Here is a 24,915-nt window from a genome sequence, read left to right as displayed (position 1 = left end):
AGACTATGACTACGTCCATAAAGAAATGGCGAAAAACGGGGTTACCTTAAGCCTTGTTTGGAATGAGTACTGTGAAACATGTCGGCTTAGTCATGAAGTGCCCTTCATGTACACGCAGTTCTGCAAATACTACCGTGAGTATGCTAATGTTACAAAAGCTACCATGCACATCGACCGCAAGCCCGGAGAACTACTGGAGGTCGACTGGGCAGGCAAAACAGCCACAATTATCGATCGTGACACAGGCGAAGCTATGGATGCCTACGTTTTTGTCGCGGCATTATCTTCTAGCCAATATGCCTATGTCGAAGCGTTCTTATCAATGAACCAGGAAAACTGGATTGCGGCACATGTCAACGCCTATCAGTTCTTTGGAGGGGTTACCAGAATTCTAGTTCCGGATAATCTTAAGACCGGTGTCGAAAATACGTCATGGTACACACCGATCATCAATAAGACTTATCACGACATGGCCGAACATTATGGAACCGCTGTCATTCCTGCTCGTGTTAGAAGACCAAAAGATAAAGCCACAGTTGAAGGCACTGTCGGGATCATATCGACCTGGATCATCGCAGAGTTACGCCGTCAGAAGTTTTTCTCACTTAGAGAGCTTAACGAGGCTATAATTCCTAAACTGCAGGACTTTAACAGCAAATTATTTCAAAAGAAACCGGGAAGCCGGCTAAGCGTCTTTGAGGAAGAAGAGCAACGTGCACTACTACCACTGCCCCACGCTCCTTATGAGCTAGCCACTTGGAAGATCGCAACCGTTCAGTTTAACTATCATATAGCCGTGGGGAAAATGTATTACAGCTGCCCGTACGAATACATTAAACATAAAGTTGATGTTCGTATCACCAGGAGGGTTATCGAAGTCTTCTTCAATAACCACCGAGTCTGTTCACATCCAAAGCTACATGGCCGAGAAGGCCAGTACAGCGCGGTTGTTGAACATATGCCTGAAGAGCATAAGCAGTATGCTGCTTGGAACTCAGAACAGTTTATCTTCTGGGCGAAAAGTGTTGGTACTAATACATCCATAGCGGTTCAAGCCATTCTTGCAGCGCACAAAGTAGAACAACAAGGCTACCGATCATGTATGGCTCTGCTCAAATTGGCCGACAAATACGCCGTGAACCGTCTTGAAGCTGCCTGTGAAAGGGCGTTATCCTATACGCCAAATCCTAGCTATAAGAGCATCCAGACGATTCTAAAAACGGGTCACGATAAAGTTGTCAAAGAAGATACTGTTCCTAATAATACGTCTGCAAACTTCGGATTTACAAGGGGTGCAGACTATTATGGGAGGAACTCATAATGGTGAACGAAACGACAGTAACAAAAACTGAATGAGCTCAGACTACCTTCTATGGCTGACTCCTATCGCAAGCAGTTAGATGATCCATCCTTCAAGGACCTGTCCTTTGAAGAACGTTTTGGCCTTATGGTCGATACTGAATGGGCTAGAAGAAAAAACAATAAATTAGCCGTCTTATTCGAAAATCAGAACTCTATTTTAGCGATGCTTGCATCGAGGATATAGAATACCATGCTGACAGAAAGCTTGATAGAACTCAAATTACACGTCTATCAACCTGCAATTATGTTCAAGAAAACCACAATTTAATTATTCTTGGCGCATCTGGTGCTGGCAAAAGTTACATGAGCTGCGCCTTTGGAATTGCGGCTTGTCGCAACTTTTACACGGTCAAATACATCCGCCTTCCTGACCTACTCAATGAATTTGCAGTCGCTCGAGGGGAAGGTATCTTCCAGAAGGTCATGAAGCAGTACAAACGAGTAAGCCTGTTAATCCTTGATGAGTGGCTCCTCATACCTTTAAATAACAACGAAGCTCGTGATCTTCTAGAGATCGTTGAAGCTAGGCATCAAAAGACCTCAACCATTTTTTGTTCGCAATTTGCGCCAGCAGGCTGGCACGGAAAGATCGGTGAAGGCACCTTGGCAGACGCAATCCTTGATCGAATTGTTCATGATTCATACACCATCTTCATTGATGGAGAGGACTCCATGCGTAAACGCAAGGGGATTCAAGAATAACGTATATCAGTAATCTTTGAGCCCCCTGTGCTGCTTGACTCTCACAGCTAGTGGTTCAACCAGCAACAGGGTGGCTCATTCTGAGCGAGACAGTGGTATAGTACAGAGCGTACTGGTGGCGCTGCCACACCGAAATATTCATAAGGGTGCAACACTCCCCTGAATTGAGTCAATTTTTATTCAGTATTAAGTTGTTTTCTATATATCACAAGAAATGCCCGCACAGCTCTTTGTTCATCTTCTGTTAGTTCATCGTCAAAAAGGTTATTTTGCTTAGTTTCGTTAAGCAGATCTTCGTCTACGGCTTTTTTAAAACCCTCAAAAGCATCAACATCACCATTGAATCGTGGAGGAATATACTCACCACTTACCGCACCTCCGATTTAAATTGTATTGCCTTTCCCATTATGCGGACATCTTTCATGTCTTCAGGAGTGACAAGGGGACGGGGTTGTTGACACAAACACCCGTATGGTATAATTTGCCACGGGGGTGTTTACCGTGCCTAGAGCTGCAAGGATTAAAAGTAAAAGTGGAATATATCATATCATTATGAGGGGAATAAATCGTCAAACCCTGTTTGAAGATGAGGAAGATTGCGCTAAGTTTATTCAAACCTTACAAAAATACAAGGAGATTTGTGAATACAATGAATATACTTATTGGTTAATGGGTAATCATCTTCATTTACAGTGATGAGAAGGATATGTGGTAGTTATGTTTTATGGTATAACAAAAAGTATGACAGGGTAGGGTACTTGTTTCAGGATTGGTTTAAAAGCGAACCTGTAGAAGATGATGTATATTTTTTCACAGTACTTCGATAATTTTTCAGAATCCTTTAAAAGCTGGAATAGTAAATAAATTCAAAACTATATCTGGACAAATTACATTGATTATATCGAAGCAAGTGATGAGACTGATATAAACTTTGCTCTGGATATTTTAAATTCAGATAGAGAAAAAACAGTGAAGCGTTTCATTGAATATATAAACAATGAGAACGATGATGAATGTATGGATTTACCTGAAAAACGCCGGTTAACAGATGAAGATGCTAGAAAAATAATCAATAATCATTGTAAAGTTGGACATGCAATTGATATCCAAAAGTTTGATATAAATAAAAGAAATTCGTACATAAAAAAACTAAAGGAAGTATATGGTTTGTCGATTAGGATGATTGAGAGATTAACAGGAATAAGCAGGGGAATAATCCAAAGATTGTAGTGTGACAATAACCCCGTCCCTCTGTCACTCTTTTTTCTGGTGTTTTCATATTTCCATGCTTTGTAGGTTATTAAGGCCATTTGGATAGTACTCGATCTCTGTTGTTTATTTAGATTTTTTCGTTTTCTAAATTAAGTAAGCCGTGAATTTGAGCTAAATTAAGTAAGAGATTAAGTTGCATAGCTTCTGAAAAATTGTTCGGATCAAGATCGGTAAGCTGTTTAATCTTATTCAACCTGTAAAGGAGCGTATTGCGGTGAAGAAACATTGCTCTGCTGGTTTTACTGGTATGTAGATTATTGCTGCAAAAAACTCTAAATGTTTTTATAATTTCCTGATGTTTATTATTAAAGAGGTTAACCATTCGAGGAGATGATATTAATCTTTTTACAGTATCAGAAGAGACATTATTTAGAATTTGTTCAAGAATTAGATTATTTATATGATAAATACCGGGGTTCAAATGAAATTTTTTCAGCATTTCAAGTACAAGAAAAGCATCCTTATATGAATTAGGTAAACCATGAGTACCAGAATAATATTCTCCAATTCCAATTGAAAGATCTGAATTCGATTTACTTTTAATTGCTTCTCTAATATGATTCACCTGCGTTTTTATAATCTGATTTGATTGTACTTTATCATATGTAGGGTCGAATTTCATCAAAAGGACAAAGCGGTTCGATGTAATAAATGAAGCAATGTCCTGTTTATCACTAAAGGATTTAACAACCTTCATAATGTCTTCTCTGAGACGTTGTTGGTCAATTGAAAAAGGCTCAATTCGACTTGCTACTTCAAATAAAACCGCGATTCTAGGGATGGTCAAGTCATAACCTAAAAATTGTCCTCCAAATGTACCATCGCTGGTGCGAATAATTTCTTGTACAAATGCTTCTTTCGCGCGGTGCTCTAATTGCATAAATTCGTATTGGAATGCTTGTTCGCACATCATCTCAACCTGATTGCGTACTAATTCCCCATATTTGCGAATCTCATTTGGTTCTCCGCTAATAGAAACTACGCCCAATATATTTTCACGAAAAAATATCGGACTTCCGCTTCCTGCACGCGTACCCCTGATTTTTGCAGCTTCTTCAGCAGTATATTCGCAATATCTCCTTTGCTTGATAATATTCGAGGTTGCTTCATGAAATTGTCCAATACGTGTACGATCAGATGCACCGATTATTATTCCCTCGGTATTAGTAATATGTGTATTGTAACCAGAAATAGCGCTTGCTTTTTCAACTAATTCTTGAGCTAATTTTTGATTTAACATAAGAGGCATCCCACCTTCAATTGTATATTTTGCACTAAAAATAATAAAACCTGGGAGGAAAATTTGTATATTTTTAACTAAAGTATATAAAATGCATAAAAAAATAGCAATTGAAATCGGAAATATTCAGACAGACTGTCTGTTTAAACAATTCTTAAGAATAGATATAATTAGAAAAATAAAGAAATTAAATTTAGAAAGGAGTACATTAATATGCAAAAAATAGGTGTGGCTATAATCGGTCCCGGAAATATAGGCACTGACTTAATGTATAAAGTTATTAAAAAAAGTAAATATTTGGACTTAAAACTTGTTACAGGAATATTTGCGGAGTCGGAGGGCCTTCGCTTAGCAAGGGAAGAAGGTATAGAAACAAGTGCAAGGGGTATTGATGCAATTTTAGAGCGGGATGATATTAAACTGGTTTTTGATGCTACAACCGCTAATGCTCATATGAAACACGCTCCCCTTTTAAGAGAAGCGGGTATAGTGGCAGTTGATTTAACTCCGGCAGCAGTTGGTCCTTATGTTATGCCTGTCGTAAATCTCAATGAGCATCTTGATGCTCCTAATGTTAATCTAATCACGTGTGGAGGTCAAGCTACTATTCCCATCGTTTATGCCATAAGCAGAGTAACCCCTATACCCTATGCCGAAATCGTTGCCACAATCTCTAGCAAAAGTGCCGGTCCAGGGACCAGGCAAAGTATTGATGAATTTACGATTACTACCTCAAGAGGCATAGTGGAAATCGGAAAGGCCCAGAAAGGGAAAGCGATTATCCTCCTAAATCCTGCCGTACCTCCGATGATTATGAACAATACGATTTATGCTTTGGTGGAAACTGTTGACGAAGAAAAGATAACGAAGTCTGTTGAAAATATCGTAAAAGAGGTACAAGAGTTCGTTCCAGGATATCGGATGAAAATTCCTCCCACATTTGATGGAAATAAAGTTACAGTAATGGTCGAAGTGGAAGGATCAGGTGATTATTTGCCGAAATATAGCGGAAATTTGGATATTGAAACGAGTGCGGCCCTTGCTATGGCTGAAAGAATTGCCAGAGACAGGCTTTTGAAGATTAAGAAGGGGGAATAACCGTGGGTAAAAAAATTAAAATATTTGATCTTACACTTCGGGATGGAAGTCATGCCAAAAGCCATCAGTATACTCCGGAACAAATGGCAACTCTTGCTGGACAGATTGACAAGATCGGTGTTGAAGCAATCGAATTTGGCCACGGCAACGGACTGGGAGGTTCGTCATTGCAATATGGTTTTGCAGCAGCGAGTGACCGCGATTATATCGAAGCGGTCTCTCCTGTGATAAAAAATAGCAATATGTCGATTATCATCCTGCCAGGGGTTGGGACTAGGCATGAGTTAAACCTGGCCAAAGAATTTGGTGCTAAATATGCGAGAATATGTACCCAGATTTCTGAAGTCGATATTGGAGAACAGCATATCAAAATGGCGAAAAAGTTAGGGCTTATTCCGATCTCTGTATTGCCTTGTGCATCTGTAATACCCGTGGAAGAAACCGTACGTTATGCACAAATGGCTGAATCTTACGGCGCAGAAGTCGTATATCTGTTAGATGGTGGCGGATACCAGCTACCCGAGCAAACTTTTGAGCGGATATCTGCAATGAAAAAGGCGATAGATGTTCCCGTGGGGTTTCACGGTCACAATAATTTGCAGCTGGCAGTTGCTAATTCTAAAGCAGCCGTGGAGGCTGGGGCGGAGTACATCGACTGCTGCTTAAAAGGTTTTGGAGCAGGAGCAGGTAACTGTCCGACAGAGATATTTGTAGCCGTTCTTGGAAGAATGGGAATTGAATCGGGAGTTAATTTATATCAGACCATGGACATTGGTGATCAATATTTACGACCTTTAATGCCTAGAGCGATGGAGATCGATAGCGATAGGATCATGTTAGGTTATGCAGGGTGTTATTCAAGTTTCTTGCTTTTTGCCCAAAGGGCTGGGGAGAAATATCAAGTTGATCCCAGGGATATTATTAAGGAAATTGGTAAGAGAGAATGCACCGAAGGACAAGAAAATATCTGTATTGAAGTTGCCTATGATCTTGCTAAGGAAAAACTAGCAAAACAGACAAGTATTTAAAACCATATCCGTCCTGCCAGGGACGCTAGCCGGTAAGACCTAAACTATTGAAAGGGGGAAATATTTGATGACCAGGCCTACACGCTGGCAAAAGATGGAGGAAACTTCGGGAAGAGTTAAAAAACTTCGGCATGAATTAATCAATACGACTCCGGAAATCTGTACGGACAGAGCAATTCTTATATCTAAAAGTTACGAGGAAACACTTAGTCAGCCTTATATTCTCAGGCGGGCATATGCCCTTGAAAAAATTTTACTTAACATGGGGATCTATATTCATGAAGGTGAGCTCATTGTCGGCAATCTTGCGGAAAAATTAAGAGGAGCTCCGGTTTATCCCGAATATGCGGTAGATTTTGTTCTTAATGAGTTGGATACCTTTAATCTGAGAGAAGCGGATAAATTTATTATCAGCGAAAAAAATAAAGAAATACTGCGCCAGATACTGCCGAAGTGGCAGGGTAATACGGTCAAGGATGCGGCTTATCAGCTATTTCCTTCTCAAGCCAAAGAAGCTTCCCAGGACCTGATTTGTATCTTAACAACTTTGAGATCCGGCGTCGGACATATGATAATTGACTATAAATATGGCATCGATAACGGACTATTAGGGATTATCAAAGAAATAGAGACACTAATGGAAAATCTGGACATCCAAGATCCCTCTTATGCAACAAAAAAAGAATATTATTTAGCGGTAATCATCGTGTGTAAGGCAGCAATTGCTTTTGCCAATCGATTTGCTGATCTGGCCCAGAGCCTTGCTGATTCTGAGGAAGACCCTACGCGTAAAAAAGAACTGTTGACAATCGCCAAGAATTGCCAGAAGGTGCCTGCCTATCCCGCTGAAACGTTTTGGGAGGCGCTCCAGTCTTTCTGGTTCATTCACCTGATCTTGCAATTAGAGTCCAACGGCCACAGCGTTTCTCCCGGAAGGTTTGATCAATATATATACCCTTATCTCAAAGGCCCCCTGGAAAAAAAGGACGAAGATCAGGAGTTTTTCAAGGAATTAATCGATTGTCTCTGGGTTAAATTCAATGATATCAACAAAGTTCGGGATAAAGTAAATTCCATCGCATTTGGCGGCTATCCAATGTTTCAGAATTTAATCGTTGGCGGCCAAACTGCGGAAGGAGAATGCGCAGTTAATGAATTATCGTACATGTGTCTCAGCGCAACCGAAAGAGTAGGTTTGCCCCAACCTTCCCTGTCAGCCCGCTGGTATTATGGGTCTCCGGAAACCTTTTTATCGCGGTGCTGTGAAGTGGCATCGTTTGGTACGGGTATGCCGGCATTTTATAATGACGAAATCCTTATCCCGATCATGCTGCAGCAGGGTTATACGCTTCAGGAGGCAAGAGATTATGCCGTAGTAGGTTGTGCGGAAGCAACAGTACCGGGGGTTAGCGAGACGTGGCTGCCAGGTGGCTTCTTGAACTTAACCAAAATGATCGAGTTAACAATTTTTAACGGTCATGATCATGTGATGAACAAACAATACCAGTTTAAAACGGGCGAAGTAGAGTGTTTGGAAACTTTCGAAGAATTCAAAGAAGCTTATTTTGAGCAACTTTCCTACTATCTAAAACAACATGTTGCCTGTACGAACATTCTCGATTCTGTTCACGGAAGTCTGGTTCCGACGCTCTTTGAATCGGTTTTCATTCATAATTGTCTAGAAAATGGGAAGACCTCGCTTCAGGGGGGAGCAAAATATAATTTCACCAGCCCAAATGCCGTAAGTCTTGCCAATACGGCCGATTCTTTGGCAGCTATTAAAAAATTTATCTATGAAGATAAGACAATAACCTGGGCGGAACTAAAGGTAGCCTTAATGAATAACTTCAATAACGCAGAGCAGTTAAGGCAGCGTCTTCTAAACCTCGCCCCCAAATATGGCAATGACGATGCGTATGTCGATGCAATAGCGAGGGAGGTTGTAGAAAGGTTTTCGAAAGAAATCCAGAAATACTCCAATCCGCGTGGGGGAAAATACCAATTCGGTCTTTACAGTATATCCTGTCATGTGCTCCTCGCAGACAAAGTTGGAGCAACGCCTGATGGCAGAAAACAAGAAATGCTTCTTGCCGATGGCGGGGTTTCATGCGCACAAGGACGAGATAAAAACGGTGTGACCGCTATGTTAAAATCCGTAGCTAATTTAGACCAGTTTAAATCCTCCGGTGCCGCATTGTTAAATGTAAAATTAGCACCATCTTTTCTTAAAGACGAAAAAGGGTTGTCAAACTTTGCCTCGATAATCAAGTCGTATTTTATGCTCAAAGGCCAGCATATTCAATTTAATGTTGTTGACGCCGCAATGTTAAGGGATGCCCAAAAGAATCCTGAGAAATACCCGCTACTGGTAGTTCGGGTTGCAGGATTCAGCGTACTGTTTAACTGTATAGACCGTATGCTCCAGGAAGATATCATTATGCGGACAGAATATCAAACTTTGTAATCCCCTCCCCATGAAAAGGGGGTTTATATCCCCCATTCTTTAGATATTTTTTAGAGTTGAGGAAGGTAGAAATGGAAACAGGAATAGTGTACAACATCCAACGCTTCTGTAATCATGATGGACCCGGTCTAAGAACCGTCGTTTTTCTAAAAGGGTGTCCATTAAGGTGCAAATGGTGCTGTAATCCGGAATCCCAATCACAGTATCCCGAACTAATGCATAATCCAATAAATTGTTTGAAATGCGGAGAGTGTATTTCCTGTTGCTCCCAAAAATCACTGACATTAACTTCCACTGGTCTAAGCATTGATAGACAGACCTGTAATACATGCGGCATTTGTGCAACGCAGTGCTGTTGTGGGGCTTTACAGATAATTGGAAAGAATTATACGACTGACGAGATCGTTTCAATGGTTTTGAAAGACCAAGAATTCTTTACAAATTCAGGAGGTGGGGTCACATTTTCGGGGGGGGAGCCCTTACGCCAGTCTAGTTTTGTGTTGGAGATCCTTGAAAAGTTAACACGTCTTGGAGTACATACGGCGATAGAGACTGCGGGTGCCGTAGCATGGGAGCATTTCGAAAGAGTAATTCCTTTTGTAGGCGTATTTCTTTATGATCTTAAGCATATTGAAGATTCTGCTCATAGGGAAGGAACAAAAGCAGGCAACAAATTACCGCTTGAAAACTTAAAGAAACTCGCACTACGACACAAGGATATTATTGTCAGAGTACCGTTAATTCCTGATTTTAATATGGACGAAAAAAGTATCTTAAATATTGGTTTGTTTGTAAAAGAACAAGGTTTAAAAACAATACATTTATTGCCGTACCACAGGCTGGGACAAAATAAATATAAAAATTTAGGCAAAATATTTGAACTTGAAGAAACTCTGCCTCCTTCGCAGGAACAAGTTGATACAATTTCGAAGATGCTGCAAACCAAATTGAAACTAACAGTAATTGTAGACGGATAAAGATTTACTTAAACCTTAAAGTTACGTCTTCTGAAGGGAGGGATTTTATTGAGGTAATTAAATCAAGCGTTTAAAAGGTACTGTTTTAAAGAAAAATCAATTAGGAGGGGAAAATGAAATGTCACAAGCACAAGTTAATCTTAGGATTGCACAGAGATTTGAAAGGCTTCCATTAACATCTTATCAAAGGCTAATTTTTGCTACTATCGTAACATGTTGGTTATTTGATGCAATCGATTTAGGATCGCTTACTTTTGTGCTAGGATCAATCAAAGAAACTTTTAATTTAACGACTGCTCAAGCAGGATTGGTATCAAGTGCTAGTTTCTTGGGAATGGCCTTTGGTGCTTCACTTTCCGGAATGGCAGCTGATCGATGGGGACGTAAGCTTATATTTCAGATAAGCATGATCATTTGGGGATTAGGTAGTTTATTTTGCGCCTTAGCTCAAACACCCGAGCAATTTGCTATGTTCAGAATTATGCTGGGCTTTGGTATGGGAATGGAATTCCCAATTGGGCAAGCTTTAGTTTCCGAATTTATGCCAGCCAAAAACCGCGGACGTTATATTGCAATGTTAGAAGGGTTGTGGCCAATTGGCTTTATACTTGCAGGGGTGGAAGTTTTTTTAATACTGCCTTTAGGTGGATGGCGCTGGGTTTTCATTGCTCAAGCCATTCCGGCTGTCTTTATTTTCTTCTTCCGAAAAATTGTCCCTGAATCACCCCGCTGGCTGGATGATGTTGAGCGCTATGATGAAGCTGAAAGAGTCATGAGTTTTTTTGAGGCAAAGGTTCAAAAGGCATATGGAAAAGAGCTTCCGCCAGTTCCTGATATTGAATATAATACGCGCAAAAAGGAGAAAAGATTCTCTTTTATGCAACTCTGGGCACCGGGTTATGCTAAGCGGACAATATTGGTATGGTTTATGTGGTTTAGTATATGTTTTGGTTATTATGGTCTTACAACTTGGTTAAGTGCATTACTCCAACAGGCAGGTTACTCAGTTACAAAATCTGTTTTCTATACGATTGAAATTTCTTTGGCAGGGATACCAGGGTTCTTATTTGCAGCATATATAGTAGAAAGATTTGGTCGCAAACCAGCTTTAATCTTTGAATTAATTGGCTGTGCCGGCTTCGTCTACTTATATGGATCAGCAAGCAGCTTACAGAATTTAATCATATTTGGTCTTTGTATGCAATTTTGCCTATTTGGAATGTGGTCAGCTTTATATGCCTATACGCCTGAATTGTATCCAACAAGGGCAAGGACAACAGGAACAGGCTTTGCTTCTGGTATCGGAAGGGTTGGTTCACTCATAGGGATTTCTCTCGTCGGGGTACTTCTTCCGAAAATAGGTAACACTGGTGTATTTATTATGGGTGCTGCTTGCTTTATTTTAGTAGCAATAGCAGTAGGAATTTTTGGAGAAGAGACCAAAGGCAGGGTATTGGAAGAGATTTCTCCTTGATATTTACTAAAGGAAAAGAATATAAGGATAGATTATTAAATTCTCAAATTATTTTGTTTAATTGTATAGCTAATCATCAACAATCTTGTAAAAAAAAGACTTTTTGTAGCCACTAATATTTAAGTGACCCCAAAAAGTAAGAAGAGAAATTTTTTAAGTATTGAGGAATGAGTTCGATATTCAATCGGGCTCATTCCTTTAATTTATATTTGCTTACTATGGAAATTTTGATAAAAATCTTCTTTAATTATATGCTGAATATTTGGGCACCAGGTCAAGTCTAATCAGAGATAAAGATATACAAGAAAATTGCCAAGCAGAAAATCAATTTTCGAAAGATTATTGATAGTAACTAGGCTACTCCGGAGTTTCTGCGCCTTCTCCTGACGGAGAAGTCTCTTGTAAAAACGGAAACCCGGAGAACGATTTTTAAAAGAATAAGCCGCTTCTTAGGGAGTATCAGCTTCGTACGACATACTTTTTGATCGTTCAAGGTAGAACGGGACCTGCATCAAATCCTAGCCTGCTTCGTGTATAACTATATGAACATATTGACTAGAACTATTAATGACAAAATATCCAAGGGTGGTCCCAAAGGTAAAAATGAATGGATTCATCCTGATATGGTTGGGCTTGATGTCTCCTCAATTAAAGATTTTAGTAAAGGCGTTCTTTCCTTTTCAAAACAAATAAACCAGACACCAATCGGCGTTTTTTCATTTGAACTAAAGCGAAAGATAGAATTCTCCAACCTTAGGGAAAGTTATTTCCAAGCGGTCTCAAACTCACGTTGGACGAACAAAGGATATTTAGTTTGTGCCGAAATAGATCAAAATGATATCGAACTGCTTGATGAGCTAGGACGACTTGTCAATGCATACGGCATAGGTGTAATCAAACTGGACCTTGTAAACCCAGATGAATCGAGAGTTCTTTACGATGCCCACTATAATGAATCCATTGAATGGGGTTTTGTGAACTATCTCTTCGAGTTAAACGCGGACTATAAAATGTTCATCAAAGCATCAATTGATATCATGAAAACAGAAGCCCTATATCGTGAAAAGTTTGATAAGGTATTATCTCAGCAAGAAATTATTACGTGTGTCAAAGGATTTATGGGATAATTCTTAGCACTAGCAACGTCAAGAATAAAGAGGTGACTTTAAATGTACATAGCCTTTCCAGCAGATGAAAAAGTCAAAGCCCGACTTGAAGCGGTTTGCAAATCACTAAATATATCGCTCGGAGAGTGGTTTGAGACGGCTTTGATCGAATCAGAGCATGACGTTTTGACTAATTTCCTGAGCAGCGATTCCGAAGATCAATCAGAGTGGATGTGGGATGCTACCCTTTGTCGGTTTGTTCAAAGTAGTGATACTGAATAAGCTCGAAAGTTTGTGGTATTGGAGAGCGAAAATATGAAAAATAAACCAGCCCTAGTCCGTAAGGGAAGAACAAGAACTCTCTTCAATACTGGTACACGCCCCCATAAATCGAATAAAGACTACACCCGAAAAATCAAACATAAGGAAACGACGGCTGAAGATGGAGAGTAGTAAATTGAACTTTTGGTCAAGAGACAGATCAATCATCGTCAGTTCTATCGTGTTATTTGCCCTCAGTGTTATCGATGGTGCATTGACACTTTGGGGGCTAGGACAAGGCGTAATTGAAGAAGTGAATCCTGTGATGCGATGGCTAATTGAAGAAAACCCCATTGTATTTATGACCGTCAAGTTATCGCTGCCAGTTATGCTAGGTTTTGTGCTTTGGGAGATACGGGATAGATCGCGTAAGTTTGTTGCTTGCTCATTGTGGCTTGTTTTGATTGTTTATTCGGTTGTGATGATGTTTCATGCTTATTGGATATTGGTTTATGAGTAAGGCCGCCTGTTTGAGCCAGGTGGCCTTGTCAATTTGTTCGTTTTTCCACCACTACCAACCCTAACAATAAACCCGTCTAAGGGGCACACCCGGCGACCTTGAAAGAATGTTGGTGGATTGGGTGTATTTGTAGAATTTCCCCTATCCCACAGTGGGAAACGTAGAGAATTACTAAGATAGGCCCAGCAAAATAAAATTTCTGCTGGGCCTAATTTCTGCCCATTTTTAAATACGACTATTATTTCCGACAAGGGATGGCAGTGGTGTTTTATTACCTCACGCAAAGTTACTCCTTCAGGTTTGTTCGCTTTATCTGTCTGTAGGTCTCGATAAAAGCCCGAACTGCTACTTGTTCATCATCGGATAAATCATCGTAATAACTATCTAATTTATGGGTTGAAAGAGTGTAACTAGATTCGGTAGGAGCCTCGTCGTCTATCACAGTGAAATCTTCCTCCGGACTGTGGCCTATGATTGGACTATCATAGGCTGGTGGTTCTTGACGTGCGAGTGCCGCATGAAGTATTCCGGGCCGCAGATTGAGAACCTTAGCTATTTGATTCATAGTATTATAGTCTCCTTCATCCGGATCGAGGCGCTCAAGATTGTTGAGAAAATCCAAAGAGACATCTGCTCTTTTTGATAGTTCTGGCAGAGTTATCCCTAATTTTTCAAGTCTATTCTCGATAATGGTGAAGAGTGCTTCACCTGTTAGACAATCAAATGAAACGTCCAACGCTTCTGATAGCTTTTCCATTGTATCAAGAGTTGGGTTTGTTACAATTCCATTTTCCATTTCACTTATAGTCGTTTTTGATATGCCTGATTTCTCAGATAAAGCTCTCAACGAAAGCTTTTTTCCCAAGCGGAATTTTTTAATATTATGTCTTAATAACATTAAGAACGCCTCCAATTCAAAGATTCGATATATCGTACGATATACTTAGTATATCACTATGTCCGATAAAGTAAACAGAAAAAACAGGGCAAGGTGTATCAATTTACCAGTTCGACAAAACGTTACAACTATTGATGAGTGTTAGATATAATGATACAATTCTAATGGGGGTGAGAAATATGAACAAGATTAGGGAAATAGCGGATGTAAAGAATATGAAAATTAGTGAAATTGTTAGAAAGACGAAGTTGTCAAAGTCTTTTGTATACGAAATCATTAATGAAAACAGCTATCCGACTATTCCGACTGGGCAAAAGATCGCAAGGGCACTAGGGGTAACTTTGAATGATGTGTTTCCAGCAGAACGTAAGGTAGGTGGGAACACAAGTGCCTGATCAATAACAAAAAGACCCGCAGGTGCTCCAACACCAAGCAGGTCAAATACAAAATATGACTATTTAGATTATACCACAAGAAGTATGAATTGGAGGGTAACGATGAGTAATCTAATTCCTGTCGAGTATCAAAATAGAATATTGGCTACAGCCCAATTGACCGATGCGTATGCAACAGATACTGCGATTATCAGTAAAAACTTCAACCGCAACAAAGACCATTACGGGAGCGTGGCTTCATGCGAAATCACTCAACACTGACAGAGCCTGGAAAGCCTATGAAACGCTGGTCGACGATTACTATCGAGTGATGGATGAGATTAAGGGTGTGGCAAAAGTACAGTCCCTGACGTGGGACAAAGTGGTTTATTTAATGCTTGTTTTCAACTTCAAATTAAACGAATCGCAACGCATCACAAAATGGAGGATTCCGTTAACATGGACAAACAGTTAAAGCCAACCTCTATCGAGGATATTATGATTACCTCTTTGCAATCCATGAAAGATATTAAACTCAAACTGGCTCAGCACGAGGAAGACACCAAGATGTTAACCGCCAAAATGGAAATAAGGTCTATTGATTATTTCACGATCGCTGGCTACGCAAGCATCCGTGGTATCAAGGTCGATATAAGTCAGGTTAATCGCCTAGAGCAAAAGGCTATGAGGCTTAGCCAAGATTACGGAATAGCAACGGGTAAAGTTACTGATCCAGAGTTAGGTGATTTCAACACCTATCATTTGTACATTTTATGCGAGGTCTTTGATTCAAGATAGGCTGAAAGAAGAACTCGGCCTAATAAGGAGTAGGCCCCCGAGAGGTGAATACTTATGGAACTAGACATTAGCTTTGGGAAGTACCGTACAGACTTAAATTGGAACGTTGAATACTTGGAGTGGGGTGAGTTCGTCACCCGTCTAAAAAAGGTCAGACACACGCCCGAGACAATGGCCGAGTATGACAAGATGAACAGTACCGCACGTAGCAACGTCAAAGACGGTCCAGCATTCGTCGGCGGACTTGTCCGGGGAGGGCGCCGGAAAAAGGAGAACGTAGACACCCGTAGCTTGATCACGCTGGATGTGGATCACGTTACCGACGATTACTTTATGATTTCAGCAGATCTTGTCCTTGGCGGCTCAGCCTTTGCGATCTACTCTACGCATAGCCACAGGCCGGAGAAGCAGAAGTACCGTTTAATCATTCCAGTTAATCGCGCTATGAATCCCGACGAATACGCAGCAATAAGCCGTAAACTGGCAGAGCAGATTGGAATGGAATATTTCGATAAGACCACATTTCAGGTTCATCGGCTCATGTACCTACCAAGCTGTAGCAAAGACGCAGAACCCATTCTGGAGGTTTACGAAGGGGCTCCACTGAGTGTCAATAGTATTCTGTCAGAGTACGGCGATTGGCGGGACCCTTTGCAATGGCCACGCCATGTGGATGATAAAGTCCAAAGGAAAACGGGCTCGGGGATGGAAGATCCTAAATCAAAACAAGGAGTAGTGGGTGCGTTCTGTCGCTGCTACTCTATCAGCGAAGCCATAGAGATTTTCCTAGCGGACTCATACGAATCGACAGACGACAGCTTGACAAGGTACACGTATGTCGGCGCGAGTAGTTACGGAGGACTGGTCGTCTATGACGGCGATACCTTTGCCTACTCCCATCACGAGAGCGACCCCTGCAGTGGCAGAGAGGTTAACGCCTTTGACCTAGTACGATTGCATAAGTTTGGCAGCCTGGACGACAGTGCGAGTGATAAAACTCGTATTGATAGACTACCCAGCCATACAGCCATGGCTACGCTCGCCGCACAAGATGGCAAAGTAAAGCGCGACCGATTAGCCGAGCTGGCGGAGGACTTCGACAGGGTCGAGGATGAAGAGGCCGATGCGTGGATTGAACGACTAAAAACGAACCACAAGACGGGACTTCCTTTGTCCACAGCAAATAATGCAGAGATCATTTTAAGCAATGGCCCGTTTAAGAGTGTTCTGGCCTACGATGCCTTCGGAAATACAGAAGTTATTCGTGATGTTTTACCGTGGCGGAACAGGGAAAGACCGCAGGAGGATTATGAGCCTTGGATGGGATCGGATGACCGACGAATGGAGCACTGGTTTGGTAAAACTTATGAAATCAAGTCCGGGGGTGTTATAAAAAACGCCTTCACGGAAGTTACGCATACTAATAGGTTTCATCCTATAATTGAGTACCTAGAGGCGCAGCAGTGTGACGATATACCAAGAATGGAACGGTTGTTTATAGATTATTTAGGGGCAGACGATTCGGGTTATGTTAAAGAAGTAACGAGAAAAATGTTTATCGCGGCGGTCAAAAGGCTTTATGAGCCAGGCTGCAAATTTGATTATATGCTTGTGTTGGTAGGCCCGCAGGGAGCCGGCAAGAGTACGATCGTCCAAATGCTAGCGCGGCGCTGGTTTAGCGATTCGCTTAAAACCTTCGACTCTAAAGACGCGGGTGAGCATCTTCAATCGGCATGGATTTTTGAGTTTGGTGAGCTGGCGGGCATGACCAAAACCGAAGTAGACGAAATAAAGCAATTCATAACGAAGCGCAGCGATAAATATCGGGTGGCTTATGACCGGGTCATCACGGATTTTCCACGGAAGTGTGTATTCTTCGGAACAACGAACAACATGGATTTTCTAAAGGACCCGACGGGAAACCGCCGCTTTTGGCCAGTCGTGATTGACCCAGAGAAGCGTAGAAGAAGTATATTTACCGATCTTTCTGAATACGAGATCGGACAGATATGGGCAGAGGCTCTGCAAGCGTACAGAAGTGGTGAAGAACTTACACTCTCACCGGAGGTCGATAAAGAGGCCGCACGTATTCAAGGGCTGCACATGGAGGACGACCCTCGTACCGGATTAATTCAAGAGTGGCTCGAGACACCCATAGAAGATGTGTGGGGTAAAGTGGTGGAAGGCGGGCCACTCCGGAATCGTGTGTGCGCATCCCAGGTATGGGCGGAATGCCTACACAATAGAGCAGGGTCAATGCGTCCCTGGGAAGCTAGAGAAATATGCAATATTCTGCGTCGAATACAGGGGTGGAAAGAACGAAAGAACAGGGCCCGCATACCTGGTTATGGCTTACAAACTATCTTCGAAAAAAGTATCAGATAGCCTTGATGTTTACTGATACTTATCTGATACATCTGATACAAAAATGTAGCAGTTGTATCTACAAAGTATCAGATAAAATTAGTGCATCTGATACACCCCAAACCTAGTTATACCAAGGGATAGGACCCTGTTGTATCAGATGTATCAGTAAATTATCTATTAAAGATAAAAGTAATTATACAGGGTGGTATATATATATAACCCTATGTAGAACGCGTATTATGCACATACACGTGTGTGAGAGATTATGTGTTACAAGGATTTGAAAGGGTGAGCGTATGCACAAGAATACAAAAGCAATCGAGACAAGATATAAGGGGTACCGATTCCGTACAAGACTCGAAGCCCGGTGGGCAGTATTCTTCGACGCACTCGGTGTGCGGTGGGAATACGAGAAAGAGGGATTTGAATTAAGTACCGGTGATCTATACTTACCAGACTTTTGGCTGCCAGACGATAAACTATGGGTTGAGGTGAAGGGCGAGCAACCCGATGATCGATACCACGGCATGCTTAGTGATTTCAGCGAGGATATGAATTGTGCAGTGCTACTAGTTGTTGGGATACCTTGGGAGAATCAGGCTTGCCTTTTTGCACGCGATTCCACTGACTGTGGCGCTGGGTGTTATGACAACAAGAGGGTTGATATATTCGCTGTGGATAAAGGTAGACTGCAATTGATGACAGATAAGGATTCGAGGGTAGATCGGGATCGTGTTGTCTACGCTGATTTTTGGGAAAGCATACTAGACATAGGGTATATGCCAGATCCCATTATTTTACCAATCGTCGGGATGGCTATAGATGTCGCCAAATCCGCAAGATTTGAGTTAGGAGAAACATTGTAGAGAATCAGAATTAGACACAGACTAGTCTCAGGTGGATCGCAATGTACGCCACATGTGATGACTGTCATGACTCGTGTAACTTTGCCTATTTGCTTGAGGAGGAAGAGACAAATGATTGATGTAGATAAGCTGCTCATAAATTACCATGAATTGAAGCGTAGTCTCGGCCTCTTGGAATTTAAAATTGAAAACTATGAGATGTACAGGATAAGTGCAGAGAGGACTATCGAGGAAATGACGTTCACAAGTCCTCAAGGCGAGCGCGTATCAAACAGCGGGGTGTCGGATAAAACGTCGAAGATCGCTCTAAAGTATAAAAGTGTTACTGAGGAGAACAATGAAGAACATTTAGCGGAATTAGTGGAGCGCTATAAGGGCCAAAAATATGAGCTCGATATGTTAGAACGCTGCATCTTCTTGCTAAAAAAGGAATTATCAGCGCTTATTACGGATATGGTTATCAACGATATGAGTATAGAGAAGGTAAGTATTAAATATGAAATGCCGAGGTCTACAATAAAGAGGCGTTATGAAAAAGCGGTCGTGGAAATAGATGAGATGTACCAAGAGTTAACGTTGGAAGTGACCGGATAGAAAAAAGGTCATAAACGGTTAAAAACGGTCGTAAATGGTTAAAATCGGTCAAACATGGAGAATTCAACTGTGCTATAATTAAGATGTGGAAATGATTAATTGAGGCTCTTGGACAACACGTCCGAGGGCCTTTTCTCATTCATCCACCTACTCTCTCTTTTTATATAGCGACCTCGGTCGCATTCTTTTTAATGCACAGCTGCCTAAGGCGGCTTTTATATTTTCATAAAGGCAGGGATGGACCATGCTAAGGTGCGTCTTGTTTATACCAACAGACTCTGAATGTAAAAAATCCTGTAAGAACTGTAAACGATGGAATGGAAGACGCTGCAAAGACGAACATCGATTACGAGAAATGTACGAAGAATCCGAAGAATTTGTAATCTATGACTGGATGATGAGAGACAACAAGGGGGTATACATCGAGTGACTGACCTAGATAAAGGTAGCGGAAAGGTGATGTGTGGATGCCCATGAAACCTCGTCGTCCATGTTCCCACCCTAGTTGTCCCGAACTTACGTCTGATCGTTATTGTGACAAGCATCAAAAGCAGGTGACACAGGAATACGATCGCAGACGTGGTTCCGCAGCAAGTCGAGGCTATGGCAGCCGCTGGCGCAAGGCGAGTAAACGGTTTCTGGAAGAGCACCCGCTTTGTGTGGCGTGTGAACGTGAAGGGAAACTGACACCGTCGAAAATAGTGGATCATATTAAACCCCATAAAGGAGATATGATGCTTTTTTGGGACGAGAGTAACTGGCAGGCTCTTTGCAAACGCTGTCATGACATTAAGACAGCTCGTGAAGATGGTCGTTGGGGATAAACCTGTGGATAGCCTGTGTATAAGCTTGTTAGCCTGTGGATAACTAAGGGGGAGGGGCGGTCTAATTCCTTCCAACTTTACCATAGGGGACCAGGTGGGAAGCTTCGCGCGAGATTTCGCAGGTTCAAGAAGGGGTATAGGCGAAATTATTTTGAAATAGAGAGGTGAGATCATGGCAAACGGACACGGGGGCGCTCGTGTCGGTGCGGGCGGTAAGAAAAAACCCATCGCAGACAAGATTCTCGAAGGAAACCCCGGAAAAAGAAAATTGACCATTGTGGACTTTGAAGGATTAATAGATTTGACCGGCCAGAAAATTCCACCACCAAAAGACTATCTTTCGGCAAAGCAGAAAGGCGGCAAGGACACCTATGCTGTAGAAATATATCAGAAAACTTGGGAGTGGGTTAAGGAACGTAAGTGTGCTCACCTACTCAATCCACTGCTCTTAGAACAATATGCCATGACGGTTTCTCGCTGGATTCAATGCGAAGAGAGCATTACAGAATTCGGATTTTTGGCGAAGCATCCCACGACAGGAAATGCCATGCCTTCACCATTCGTTGCCATGTCACAGAGCTTTATGAAGCAGGCAAACAGCATCTGGTATCAGATCTACCAAGTGGTGCAGGACAACAGCACTCAAAATTACGTGGGAGCTAGTCCACACGAGGATGCGATGGAACATTTACTTACAGCAAGAAAAGGTAGATAAACAAACCGCCCGTGTCGCTTCACGTTGGCTTGTGTCACGATAACGTTTAAGAGCCGGGTAAGTGTTCGTATTGCCCGACGGATCGGGCAAACGAGCGAATTTGCTACTGCTTGCTTAACAACTTATACACTAAGACACGGACACGCTTTAATAGCGTGTTTTTAGTTTGGGAGGAAAACGATGGACATCCAGAAAATACCCACCGATCAATTAAAGGCGGCAAAATATAATCCTCGTAAAGACCTAAAGCCTGGTGATACGGAGTTTGAAAAGCTTCGTAAAAGCATGGAGGAATTCGGATATGTGGAACCGATCATATGGAACAAGCAAACCGGCAATATCGTAGGGGGGCATCAACGCTTCAAAATATTGACTGGGCTTGGCGCAAAAGAAATAGACTGTGTCGTTGTGAATATGGACGAGCAGCGTGAGAAAGCTCTGAATATTGCTCTTAACAAAGTAGCGGGTGACTGGGACATACCACTTCTCACAGACTTGTTAAAAGACCTCGGCGACAATGGTTTTGATGTTAGTTTGACTGGTTTTGAAGCAGTCGAGCTAGATGAGCTGTTTGGTAGCGATACTAATGACACCGAGGATGTAAAAGAAGATGACTTCGACACAGATAAAGCCTTGTCTGAAATCGAAACACCGATAAGCCAGCAAGGAGATATTTGGCTTTTGGGTAGGCACCGGTTGATGTGCGGGGATAGTACCTCCCTGGAAGACGTTAATGTTTTAATGGATGGTCAGAAAGCAAGGCAGGTCTTTACAGATCCGCCTTGGAATGTAGACTACGGCGGGAGCAGCCATCCAAGCTGGAAGCCGGGTCGTCAAATCCTCAACGATAAGATGAGCACAGTTGATTTTAAGGACTTCATGTTAAAAGTGTTCACGACTATGAGCGCGGTCAGTGAGCCGGGCTGTATGACATACGTTGTAATGAGTGCCCAAGAGTGGGGTGGCCTCATGGATGCCATACGCGAAGCTGGTTATCACTGGTCTAGTACGATTATTTGGAAGAAGGACTCGCTAGTACTTTCCCGAAAAGACTACCATACTCAGTACGAGCCAATATGGTATGGTTGGCTAGAGGGTAGCAGTAGACTTTGTCCTTTGGTGGATCGAAAGCAAAGCGACGTGTTTGATATACCAAGGCCAAAGCGGAGTGAACAGCATCCGACGATGAAACCGATTGAGTTGGTAGCAAGGGCCATCACCAATTCCAGCCATAAGGGAGATTTGGTGCTTGACCTTTTTGGCGGTTCCGGAACAACACTCCTCGCAGCAGAGCAGACCGAAAGAGTCTGCAATATGATGGAACTCGATCCCAAATACGCCGATGTCATTGTGAAACGATACCTTGAAAACGCTGGCGCTAATGCTGGTGATTTTTTTAATTCGAAACGGAGCAAATGTGCCCTACCAAGATACTAATTAATGTCTTGACTTTCACTGCATACAGAGTGATTAATGTACCTACCAAAAAAGAAAGGTAGGTACAAACCATGACAAACGACACGTTAACTTATTCATTCAAAGTAACAGGTTTAGAACGTAAACAGGTAGCCTCTGTGATCGCAGATACAATCGGAGAACAAGTGAAATATGCCGGAGCACCAAGCTTCAATTACAACGCCGGTGGATGGACCATCGATAGAAACGGCATTGTTACAACCCCGGAACTTGGAATCAAAGAAGAGCATGTGACTTTACGGATGGTGCTCGATGCACTACACATTGCGGGAGCCACAGCCGAGAGGGATTTGACAGTAACCCTTCCCATGAACTGGCACAATGGTAACAGCCTTCGAAATCTTGTCAACATGATATGGACTAAACAAGGTCTCATACGAAAAGCACTAGGTTGGCAGGAGGTCATAATCCCAGACGGCCTTGTCGAGGCTATCAATGCTGTTCCTATAGACACTTCGGAGGATTTTGCAGAAGTCGTAAATCAAGCTATCGAAGCAGGCAAGATCACGGGAGATAACGAACTGGACATCGACATGGCAGAAAAGACCCTACAGTTTAGCTTTTTCAACGCGAGCCTAGATGCCCAAGAGATTCACGCTTTTGGAATGTTTTGCTGGCAGCTCAATAATCAAGCTCAAAAACAAAAGTTCACCTCGGTAAAGCAAAAGGAAACTGAGAATGATAAATATGCGTTCAGATGCTTCCTTCTAAAACTAGGATTTATCGGCAAGGAATACAAAATCGAACGAAGTATACTCTTGAGCAAACTAGAAGGGAACACAGCCTTTCGCACGACTGAATCCCAACAAGCTGCCGAAGCGAAGCGCAATGGGCACAGAACAGAGGCTCTTACCGAAGGGAGCGCAAACGAATGAAGAACGGATTTCTATCCCAGGACAAGTGTTCAAGATGCGGTGGTCCGCTTGACGCTCGAACGATGTCTCGGATGAACGAGGACATTTTATGTATGGACTGCTCGGAACTTGAGAAGTCACACCCTCGCTACAAGGAAGCTGTCGAAGCCGAACGGAAGCACGTAAAAGCCCGGAATTACAATTACCCCAGGATTGTTTGCCGGAAAACGGTTTCCTTTCGAATGAGAACCATTTGTACTCAGGTTCATCTAGAGTGAGTGTCAACACGCCTTGACTGGCGTGTTTTCCTGTTGGCCATGTGTCGCGCACGTTTGGCTTGTGTTGCGTTCGTTGATATCCCTGGGGCAAGCTGTTCAGAACGAGGCAGTCTAGAATACCAGGGCAAAAGCACTGATGGATCTAGGTGTAAGACCTCTTAGTTAACAAAAAATAACTTGCTATCTGTTCGTTGTAGAGTGACTAATGGACTACCCAAAACGAACAGGAGGCAGAAATGAAATGCGTAAGATGAACACGCTACGAAACGTCAATGTGGTGTCCATTCAACTGGTCAAGGAAAAAAGCCTCGCCTATGGCTCAAAACAGATTAACTCCCCAAAGGATGCGGCGCTTATAGCTGGAGAATTTTTGGTGGGAGCTGACAGAGAACATTTTGTGGTTCTTTGTATGGATACCAAACATAACGTCAATGCGCTCAATACGGTTTCCGTGGGTACGTTGAACTCTTCCTTGGTCCATCCGCGCGAAGTATTTAAAGCCGCAGTACTGGCCAATAGTAATTCCATAATCCTCATTCATAATCACCCGTCGGGTGACCCAACTCCTAGTAGGGAGGACTTAGAGATCACAAAGCGGTTAGTTGAAGCGGGAAGTATCCTGGGAATTGAAGTAATGGACCATGTGGTTATTGGAGATAATGGGAACTACGTTAGTCTAAAAGAGCGTGGGGAAATCCAGCCTGACAACGTGTCGCGTTAGAGTATGCATCGGGTGATTAAATATTTGTTGCCCCTGTCCCGCGCGACGCTGGCGTTTGAGCAGATAAGTCTATCCTAGCAGGGTGAACGCTCAACTCGGAGTGTGTACCCGGCTTAAAAAGCCGTACAGAATTGACTTGCTATCCTGTGCGTTTCGAGTGATTAATGGACTACGGAAAAAACCTACAGGAGGCAAAACTGCATGGACAAGCTTATAATAAAACTTGAAGAAGCTCGGAGAATGTACGAGATAATAGGCATCGAGGTTAAGCAACTTGCGGAAGCTGGGCACTACACCCAACTGAGGTCAGCCCAAAATCGAAGCTTGAGTCTCGCCAAAAAAGTCATGGGCCTTGAAGATAAACTGCGAGAGGCGGCGAAGGCGAATGGCTAAACGGATAAAGAGTTACAAGGGGCTTCTTATTAAAGAGACTACCACTCGTGACGGGGCCGGGTACCTTTACTGGATAACCACCAAGGACAACGAACTCGAATGGGAGTGCGACAGCCTTGAAGAAGCGATGGAGTGGATTGACAGCTACTAACTATTGCGAGGGACTTCCCAATACTGGGAGGTTCTGTTTTTGTTGAATTAATAAAAGAGTTGGGGTGAAAGTTTGGCTACAAAAAAAGCTAAGGCCTTTACT

At 42.3% G+C, this 24,915-nt stretch carries 27 protein-coding genes and 2 pseudogenes; 27 read left to right on the top strand and 2 right to left on the bottom strand.

Features of this window, described 5'->3' with window-relative positions; all coding sequences use genetic code 11:
• The 4 genes and pseudogenes from istA to UF75_RS29875 all read left to right on the top strand — a co-directional run.
• On the top strand, positions 1-1,321 hold a 1,321-nt coding region (gene istA / locus UF75_RS05770), incomplete at its 5' end, for an IS21 family transposase (RefSeq protein ID WP_045573655.1).
• A pseudogene (gene istB, locus UF75_RS05765) lies at positions 1,321-2,064 on the top strand (IS21-like element helper ATPase IstB). The gene istA and the pseudogene istB, both read left to right, overlap by 1 nt.
• A gap of 501 nt (positions 2,065-2,565) precedes the next feature.
• Positions 2,566-2,760: a transposase gene (locus tag UF75_RS29880; protein ID WP_242860130.1), complete on the top strand. Its 195-nt coding sequence runs from the start codon at positions 2,566-2,568 to the stop codon at positions 2,758-2,760.
• Between the two features lie 273 nt (positions 2,761-3,033).
• Entirely contained in the window at positions 3,034-3,294 is a 261-nt protein-coding gene (locus UF75_RS29875) for a hypothetical protein (protein ID WP_242860129.1), read from the top strand.
• A gap of 109 nt (positions 3,295-3,403) precedes the next feature.
• Here the strand turns inward: UF75_RS29875 and UF75_RS05755 are convergent, their stop codons facing one another.
• Positions 3,404-4,576: a sugar diacid recognition domain-containing protein gene (locus UF75_RS05755; protein WP_045573637.1), complete on the bottom strand. Its 1,173-nt coding sequence runs from the start codon at positions 4,574-4,576 to the stop codon at positions 3,404-3,406.
• Positions 4,577-4,789: 213 nt separating this feature from the next.
• Here UF75_RS05755 and UF75_RS05750 point away from each other — a divergent pair, with 213 nt between their 5' ends.
• The 9 genes from UF75_RS05750 (at position 4,790) to UF75_RS05715 (ending at position 13,504) form a co-directional block, all read left to right on the top strand.
• Entirely contained in the window at positions 4,790-5,674 is an 885-nt protein-coding gene (locus UF75_RS05750) for an acetaldehyde dehydrogenase (acetylating) (protein ID WP_045573636.1), read from the top strand.
• A 2-nt stretch (positions 5,675-5,676) separates the two neighbouring features.
• A complete protein-coding gene (gene dmpG / locus UF75_RS05745) occupies positions 5,677-6,702 on the top strand; it encodes a 4-hydroxy-2-oxovalerate aldolase (protein WP_242860128.1) in 1,026 nt (341 codons plus the stop codon).
• A gap of 67 nt (positions 6,703-6,769) precedes the next feature.
• Positions 6,770-9,166: a glycyl radical protein gene (locus tag UF75_RS05740; RefSeq protein WP_052693037.1), complete on the top strand. Its 2,397-nt coding sequence runs from the start codon at positions 6,770-6,772 to the stop codon at positions 9,164-9,166.
• Between the two features lie 71 nt (positions 9,167-9,237).
• On the top strand, positions 9,238-10,143 hold the full coding sequence (locus UF75_RS26850) for a glycyl-radical enzyme activating protein (RefSeq protein WP_045573634.1): 906 nt from the start codon (positions 9,238-9,240) through the stop codon (positions 10,141-10,143).
• Between the two features lie 118 nt (positions 10,144-10,261).
• Positions 10,262-11,617 carry an MFS transporter gene (locus tag UF75_RS05730; RefSeq protein ID WP_045573633.1) on the top strand — a complete coding sequence of 452 codons (1,356 nt, stop codon included), beginning with the start codon at positions 10,262-10,264 and terminating at the stop codon, positions 11,615-11,617.
• Positions 11,618-12,159: 542 nt separating this feature from the next.
• Positions 12,160-12,744: a hypothetical protein gene (locus tag UF75_RS05725; protein WP_143159011.1), complete on the top strand. Its 585-nt coding sequence runs from the start codon at positions 12,160-12,162 to the stop codon at positions 12,742-12,744.
• 42 nt (positions 12,745-12,786) lie between these two features.
• The gene (locus UF75_RS05720; protein ID WP_045573632.1) at positions 12,787-13,005 is read left to right on the top strand and encodes a hypothetical protein; all 219 of its coding nucleotides are present in this window, start codon (positions 12,787-12,789) and stop codon (positions 13,003-13,005) included.
• A gap of 33 nt (positions 13,006-13,038) precedes the next feature.
• Positions 13,039-13,176 carry a hypothetical protein gene (locus UF75_RS28960; protein WP_197079332.1) on the top strand — a complete coding sequence of 46 codons (138 nt, stop codon included), beginning with the start codon at positions 13,039-13,041 and terminating at the stop codon, positions 13,174-13,176.
• Between the two features lie 4 nt (positions 13,177-13,180).
• Complete coding sequence (locus tag UF75_RS05715; RefSeq protein WP_052693034.1) at positions 13,181-13,504, top strand: DUF5658 family protein; 324 nt, start codon at positions 13,181-13,183, stop codon at positions 13,502-13,504.
• Positions 13,505-13,790: 286 nt separating this feature from the next.
• On the opposite strand, the gene UF75_RS26155 is transcribed toward UF75_RS05715, so the two are convergent.
• Positions 13,791-14,402: a helix-turn-helix transcriptional regulator gene (locus UF75_RS26155; protein ID WP_052693033.1), complete on the bottom strand. Its 612-nt coding sequence runs from the start codon at positions 14,400-14,402 to the stop codon at positions 13,791-13,793.
• Between the two features lie 179 nt (positions 14,403-14,581).
• Between UF75_RS26155 and UF75_RS05705 the strand changes: the two genes are divergently transcribed.
• The 14 genes and pseudogenes from UF75_RS05705 to UF75_RS28030 all read left to right on the top strand — a co-directional run bounded on the left by UF75_RS05705 (position 14,582) and on the right by UF75_RS28030 (position 24,813).
• Positions 14,582-14,797: a helix-turn-helix transcriptional regulator gene (locus tag UF75_RS05705; RefSeq protein ID WP_052693032.1), complete on the top strand. Its 216-nt coding sequence runs from the start codon at positions 14,582-14,584 to the stop codon at positions 14,795-14,797.
• 169 nt (positions 14,798-14,966) lie between these two features.
• Positions 14,967-15,251 (top strand): hypothetical protein, encoded by a 285-nt coding sequence (locus UF75_RS29610; RefSeq protein ID WP_207642469.1) that lies wholly within the window; start codon positions 14,967-14,969, stop codon positions 15,249-15,251.
• Entirely contained in the window at positions 15,236-15,574 is a 339-nt protein-coding gene (locus UF75_RS05700) for a hypothetical protein (protein WP_045573630.1), read from the top strand. Before UF75_RS29610 ends, UF75_RS05700 begins: the two co-directional genes overlap by 16 nt.
• Positions 15,575-15,865: 291 nt before the next feature.
• Complete coding sequence (locus tag UF75_RS05695) at positions 15,866-17,959, top strand: virulence-associated E family protein (protein WP_242860127.1); 2,094 nt, start codon at positions 15,866-15,868, stop codon at positions 17,957-17,959.
• 278 nt (positions 17,960-18,237) lie between these two features.
• Positions 18,238-18,807, top strand: a complete 570-nt coding sequence (locus tag UF75_RS26150; protein WP_052693031.1) for a hypothetical protein — start codon at positions 18,238-18,240, stop codon at positions 18,805-18,807.
• 111 nt (positions 18,808-18,918) lie between these two features.
• Positions 18,919-19,401: a helix-turn-helix domain-containing protein gene (locus UF75_RS26145; RefSeq protein WP_052693030.1), complete on the top strand. Its 483-nt coding sequence runs from the start codon at positions 18,919-18,921 to the stop codon at positions 19,399-19,401.
• A 467-nt stretch (positions 19,402-19,868) separates the two neighbouring features.
• Positions 19,869-20,225, top strand: coding sequence for an HNH endonuclease (locus tag UF75_RS05680; RefSeq protein ID WP_045573628.1), 357 nt, complete (start codon positions 19,869-19,871; stop codon positions 20,223-20,225).
• A gap of 172 nt (positions 20,226-20,397) precedes the next feature.
• A complete protein-coding gene (locus UF75_RS05675; RefSeq protein WP_045573627.1) occupies positions 20,398-20,940 on the top strand; it encodes a P27 family phage terminase small subunit in 543 nt (180 codons plus the stop codon).
• Between the two features lie 180 nt (positions 20,941-21,120).
• Positions 21,121-22,381, top strand: a pseudogene (locus UF75_RS05670) (site-specific DNA-methyltransferase).
• Between the two features lie 67 nt (positions 22,382-22,448).
• Positions 22,449-23,291, top strand: coding sequence for a hypothetical protein (locus UF75_RS05665; protein ID WP_052693029.1), 843 nt, complete (start codon positions 22,449-22,451; stop codon positions 23,289-23,291).
• The gene (locus UF75_RS28035) at positions 23,288-23,548 is read left to right on the top strand and encodes a gamma-glutamylcyclotransferase (RefSeq protein WP_156146251.1); all 261 of its coding nucleotides are present in this window, start codon (positions 23,288-23,290) and stop codon (positions 23,546-23,548) included. Before UF75_RS05665 ends, UF75_RS28035 begins: the two co-directional genes overlap by 4 nt.
• Before the next feature lie 241 nt (positions 23,549-23,789).
• Entirely contained in the window at positions 23,790-24,269 is a 480-nt protein-coding gene (radC, locus tag UF75_RS05660; RefSeq protein ID WP_045573626.1) for a DNA repair protein RadC, read from the top strand.
• A 201-nt stretch (positions 24,270-24,470) separates the two neighbouring features.
• Positions 24,471-24,662 carry a hypothetical protein gene (locus tag UF75_RS05655; RefSeq protein ID WP_045573625.1) on the top strand — a complete coding sequence of 64 codons (192 nt, stop codon included), beginning with the start codon at positions 24,471-24,473 and terminating at the stop codon, positions 24,660-24,662.
• The gene (locus UF75_RS28030; RefSeq protein WP_156146249.1) at positions 24,655-24,813 is read left to right on the top strand and encodes a hypothetical protein; all 159 of its coding nucleotides are present in this window, start codon (positions 24,655-24,657) and stop codon (positions 24,811-24,813) included. The genes UF75_RS05655 and UF75_RS28030 overlap by 8 nt, the downstream gene beginning before the upstream one ends.
• The last annotated feature ends 102 nt before the right edge of the window (positions 24,814-24,915 follow it).

Origin of the sequence: Desulfosporosinus sp. I2 (assembly GCF_000960765.1) — a bacterium.
Taxonomy (GTDB): Bacteria; Bacillota; Desulfitobacteriia; order Desulfitobacteriales; family Desulfitobacteriaceae; genus Desulfosporosinus.
This window is presented reverse-complemented; position numbering and strand designations above follow the sequence as displayed.

What these genes read in the sequence shown, in the direction of transcription:
- UF75_RS05755 (WP_045573637.1), bottom strand. Translation starts at nt 4,576, where the DNA reads ATGTTAAATCAAAAATTAGCTCAAGAATTAGTTGAAAAAGCAAGCGCT.
- UF75_RS05750 (WP_045573636.1), top strand. Translation starts at nt 4,790, where the DNA reads ATGCAAAAAATAGGTGTGGCTATAATCGGTCCCGGAAATATAGGCACT.
- UF75_RS05740 (WP_052693037.1), top strand. Translation starts at nt 6,770, where the DNA reads ATGACCAGGCCTACACGCTGGCAAAAGATGGAGGAAACTTCGGGAAGA.
- UF75_RS26850 (WP_045573634.1), top strand. Translation starts at nt 9,238, where the DNA reads ATGGAAACAGGAATAGTGTACAACATCCAACGCTTCTGTAATCATGAT.
- UF75_RS05730 (WP_045573633.1), top strand. Translation starts at nt 10,262, where the DNA reads ATGTCACAAGCACAAGTTAATCTTAGGATTGCACAGAGATTTGAAAGG.
- UF75_RS05725 (WP_143159011.1), top strand. Translation starts at nt 12,160, where the DNA reads ATGAACATATTGACTAGAACTATTAATGACAAAATATCCAAGGGTGGT.
- UF75_RS05720 (WP_045573632.1), top strand. Translation starts at nt 12,787, where the DNA reads ATGTACATAGCCTTTCCAGCAGATGAAAAAGTCAAAGCCCGACTTGAA.
- UF75_RS28960 (WP_197079332.1), top strand. Translation starts at nt 13,039, where the DNA reads ATGAAAAATAAACCAGCCCTAGTCCGTAAGGGAAGAACAAGAACTCTC.
- UF75_RS26155 (WP_052693033.1), bottom strand. Translation starts at nt 14,402, where the DNA reads ATGTTATTAAGACATAATATTAAAAAATTCCGCTTGGGAAAAAAGCTT.
- UF75_RS05705 (WP_052693032.1), top strand. Translation starts at nt 14,582, where the DNA reads ATGAACAAGATTAGGGAAATAGCGGATGTAAAGAATATGAAAATTAGT.
- UF75_RS29610 (WP_207642469.1), top strand. Translation starts at nt 14,967, where the DNA reads ATGCAACAGATACTGCGATTATCAGTAAAAACTTCAACCGCAACAAAG.
- UF75_RS05700 (WP_045573630.1), top strand. Translation starts at nt 15,236, where the DNA reads ATGGACAAACAGTTAAAGCCAACCTCTATCGAGGATATTATGATTACC.
- UF75_RS26150 (WP_052693031.1), top strand. Translation starts at nt 18,238, where the DNA reads ATGCACAAGAATACAAAAGCAATCGAGACAAGATATAAGGGGTACCGA.
- UF75_RS26145 (WP_052693030.1), top strand. Translation starts at nt 18,919, where the DNA reads ATGATTGATGTAGATAAGCTGCTCATAAATTACCATGAATTGAAGCGT.
- UF75_RS05680 (WP_045573628.1), top strand. Translation starts at nt 19,869, where the DNA reads ATGCCCATGAAACCTCGTCGTCCATGTTCCCACCCTAGTTGTCCCGAA.
- UF75_RS05675 (WP_045573627.1), top strand. Translation starts at nt 20,398, where the DNA reads ATGGCAAACGGACACGGGGGCGCTCGTGTCGGTGCGGGCGGTAAGAAA.
- UF75_RS05665 (WP_052693029.1), top strand. Translation starts at nt 22,449, where the DNA reads ATGACAAACGACACGTTAACTTATTCATTCAAAGTAACAGGTTTAGAA.
- UF75_RS28035 (WP_156146251.1), top strand. Translation starts at nt 23,288, where the DNA reads ATGAAGAACGGATTTCTATCCCAGGACAAGTGTTCAAGATGCGGTGGT.
- radC (WP_045573626.1), top strand. Translation starts at nt 23,790, where the DNA reads ATGCGTAAGATGAACACGCTACGAAACGTCAATGTGGTGTCCATTCAA.
- UF75_RS05655 (WP_045573625.1), top strand. Translation starts at nt 24,471, where the DNA reads ATGGACAAGCTTATAATAAAACTTGAAGAAGCTCGGAGAATGTACGAG.
- UF75_RS28030 (WP_156146249.1), top strand. Translation starts at nt 24,655, where the DNA reads ATGGCTAAACGGATAAAGAGTTACAAGGGGCTTCTTATTAAAGAGACT.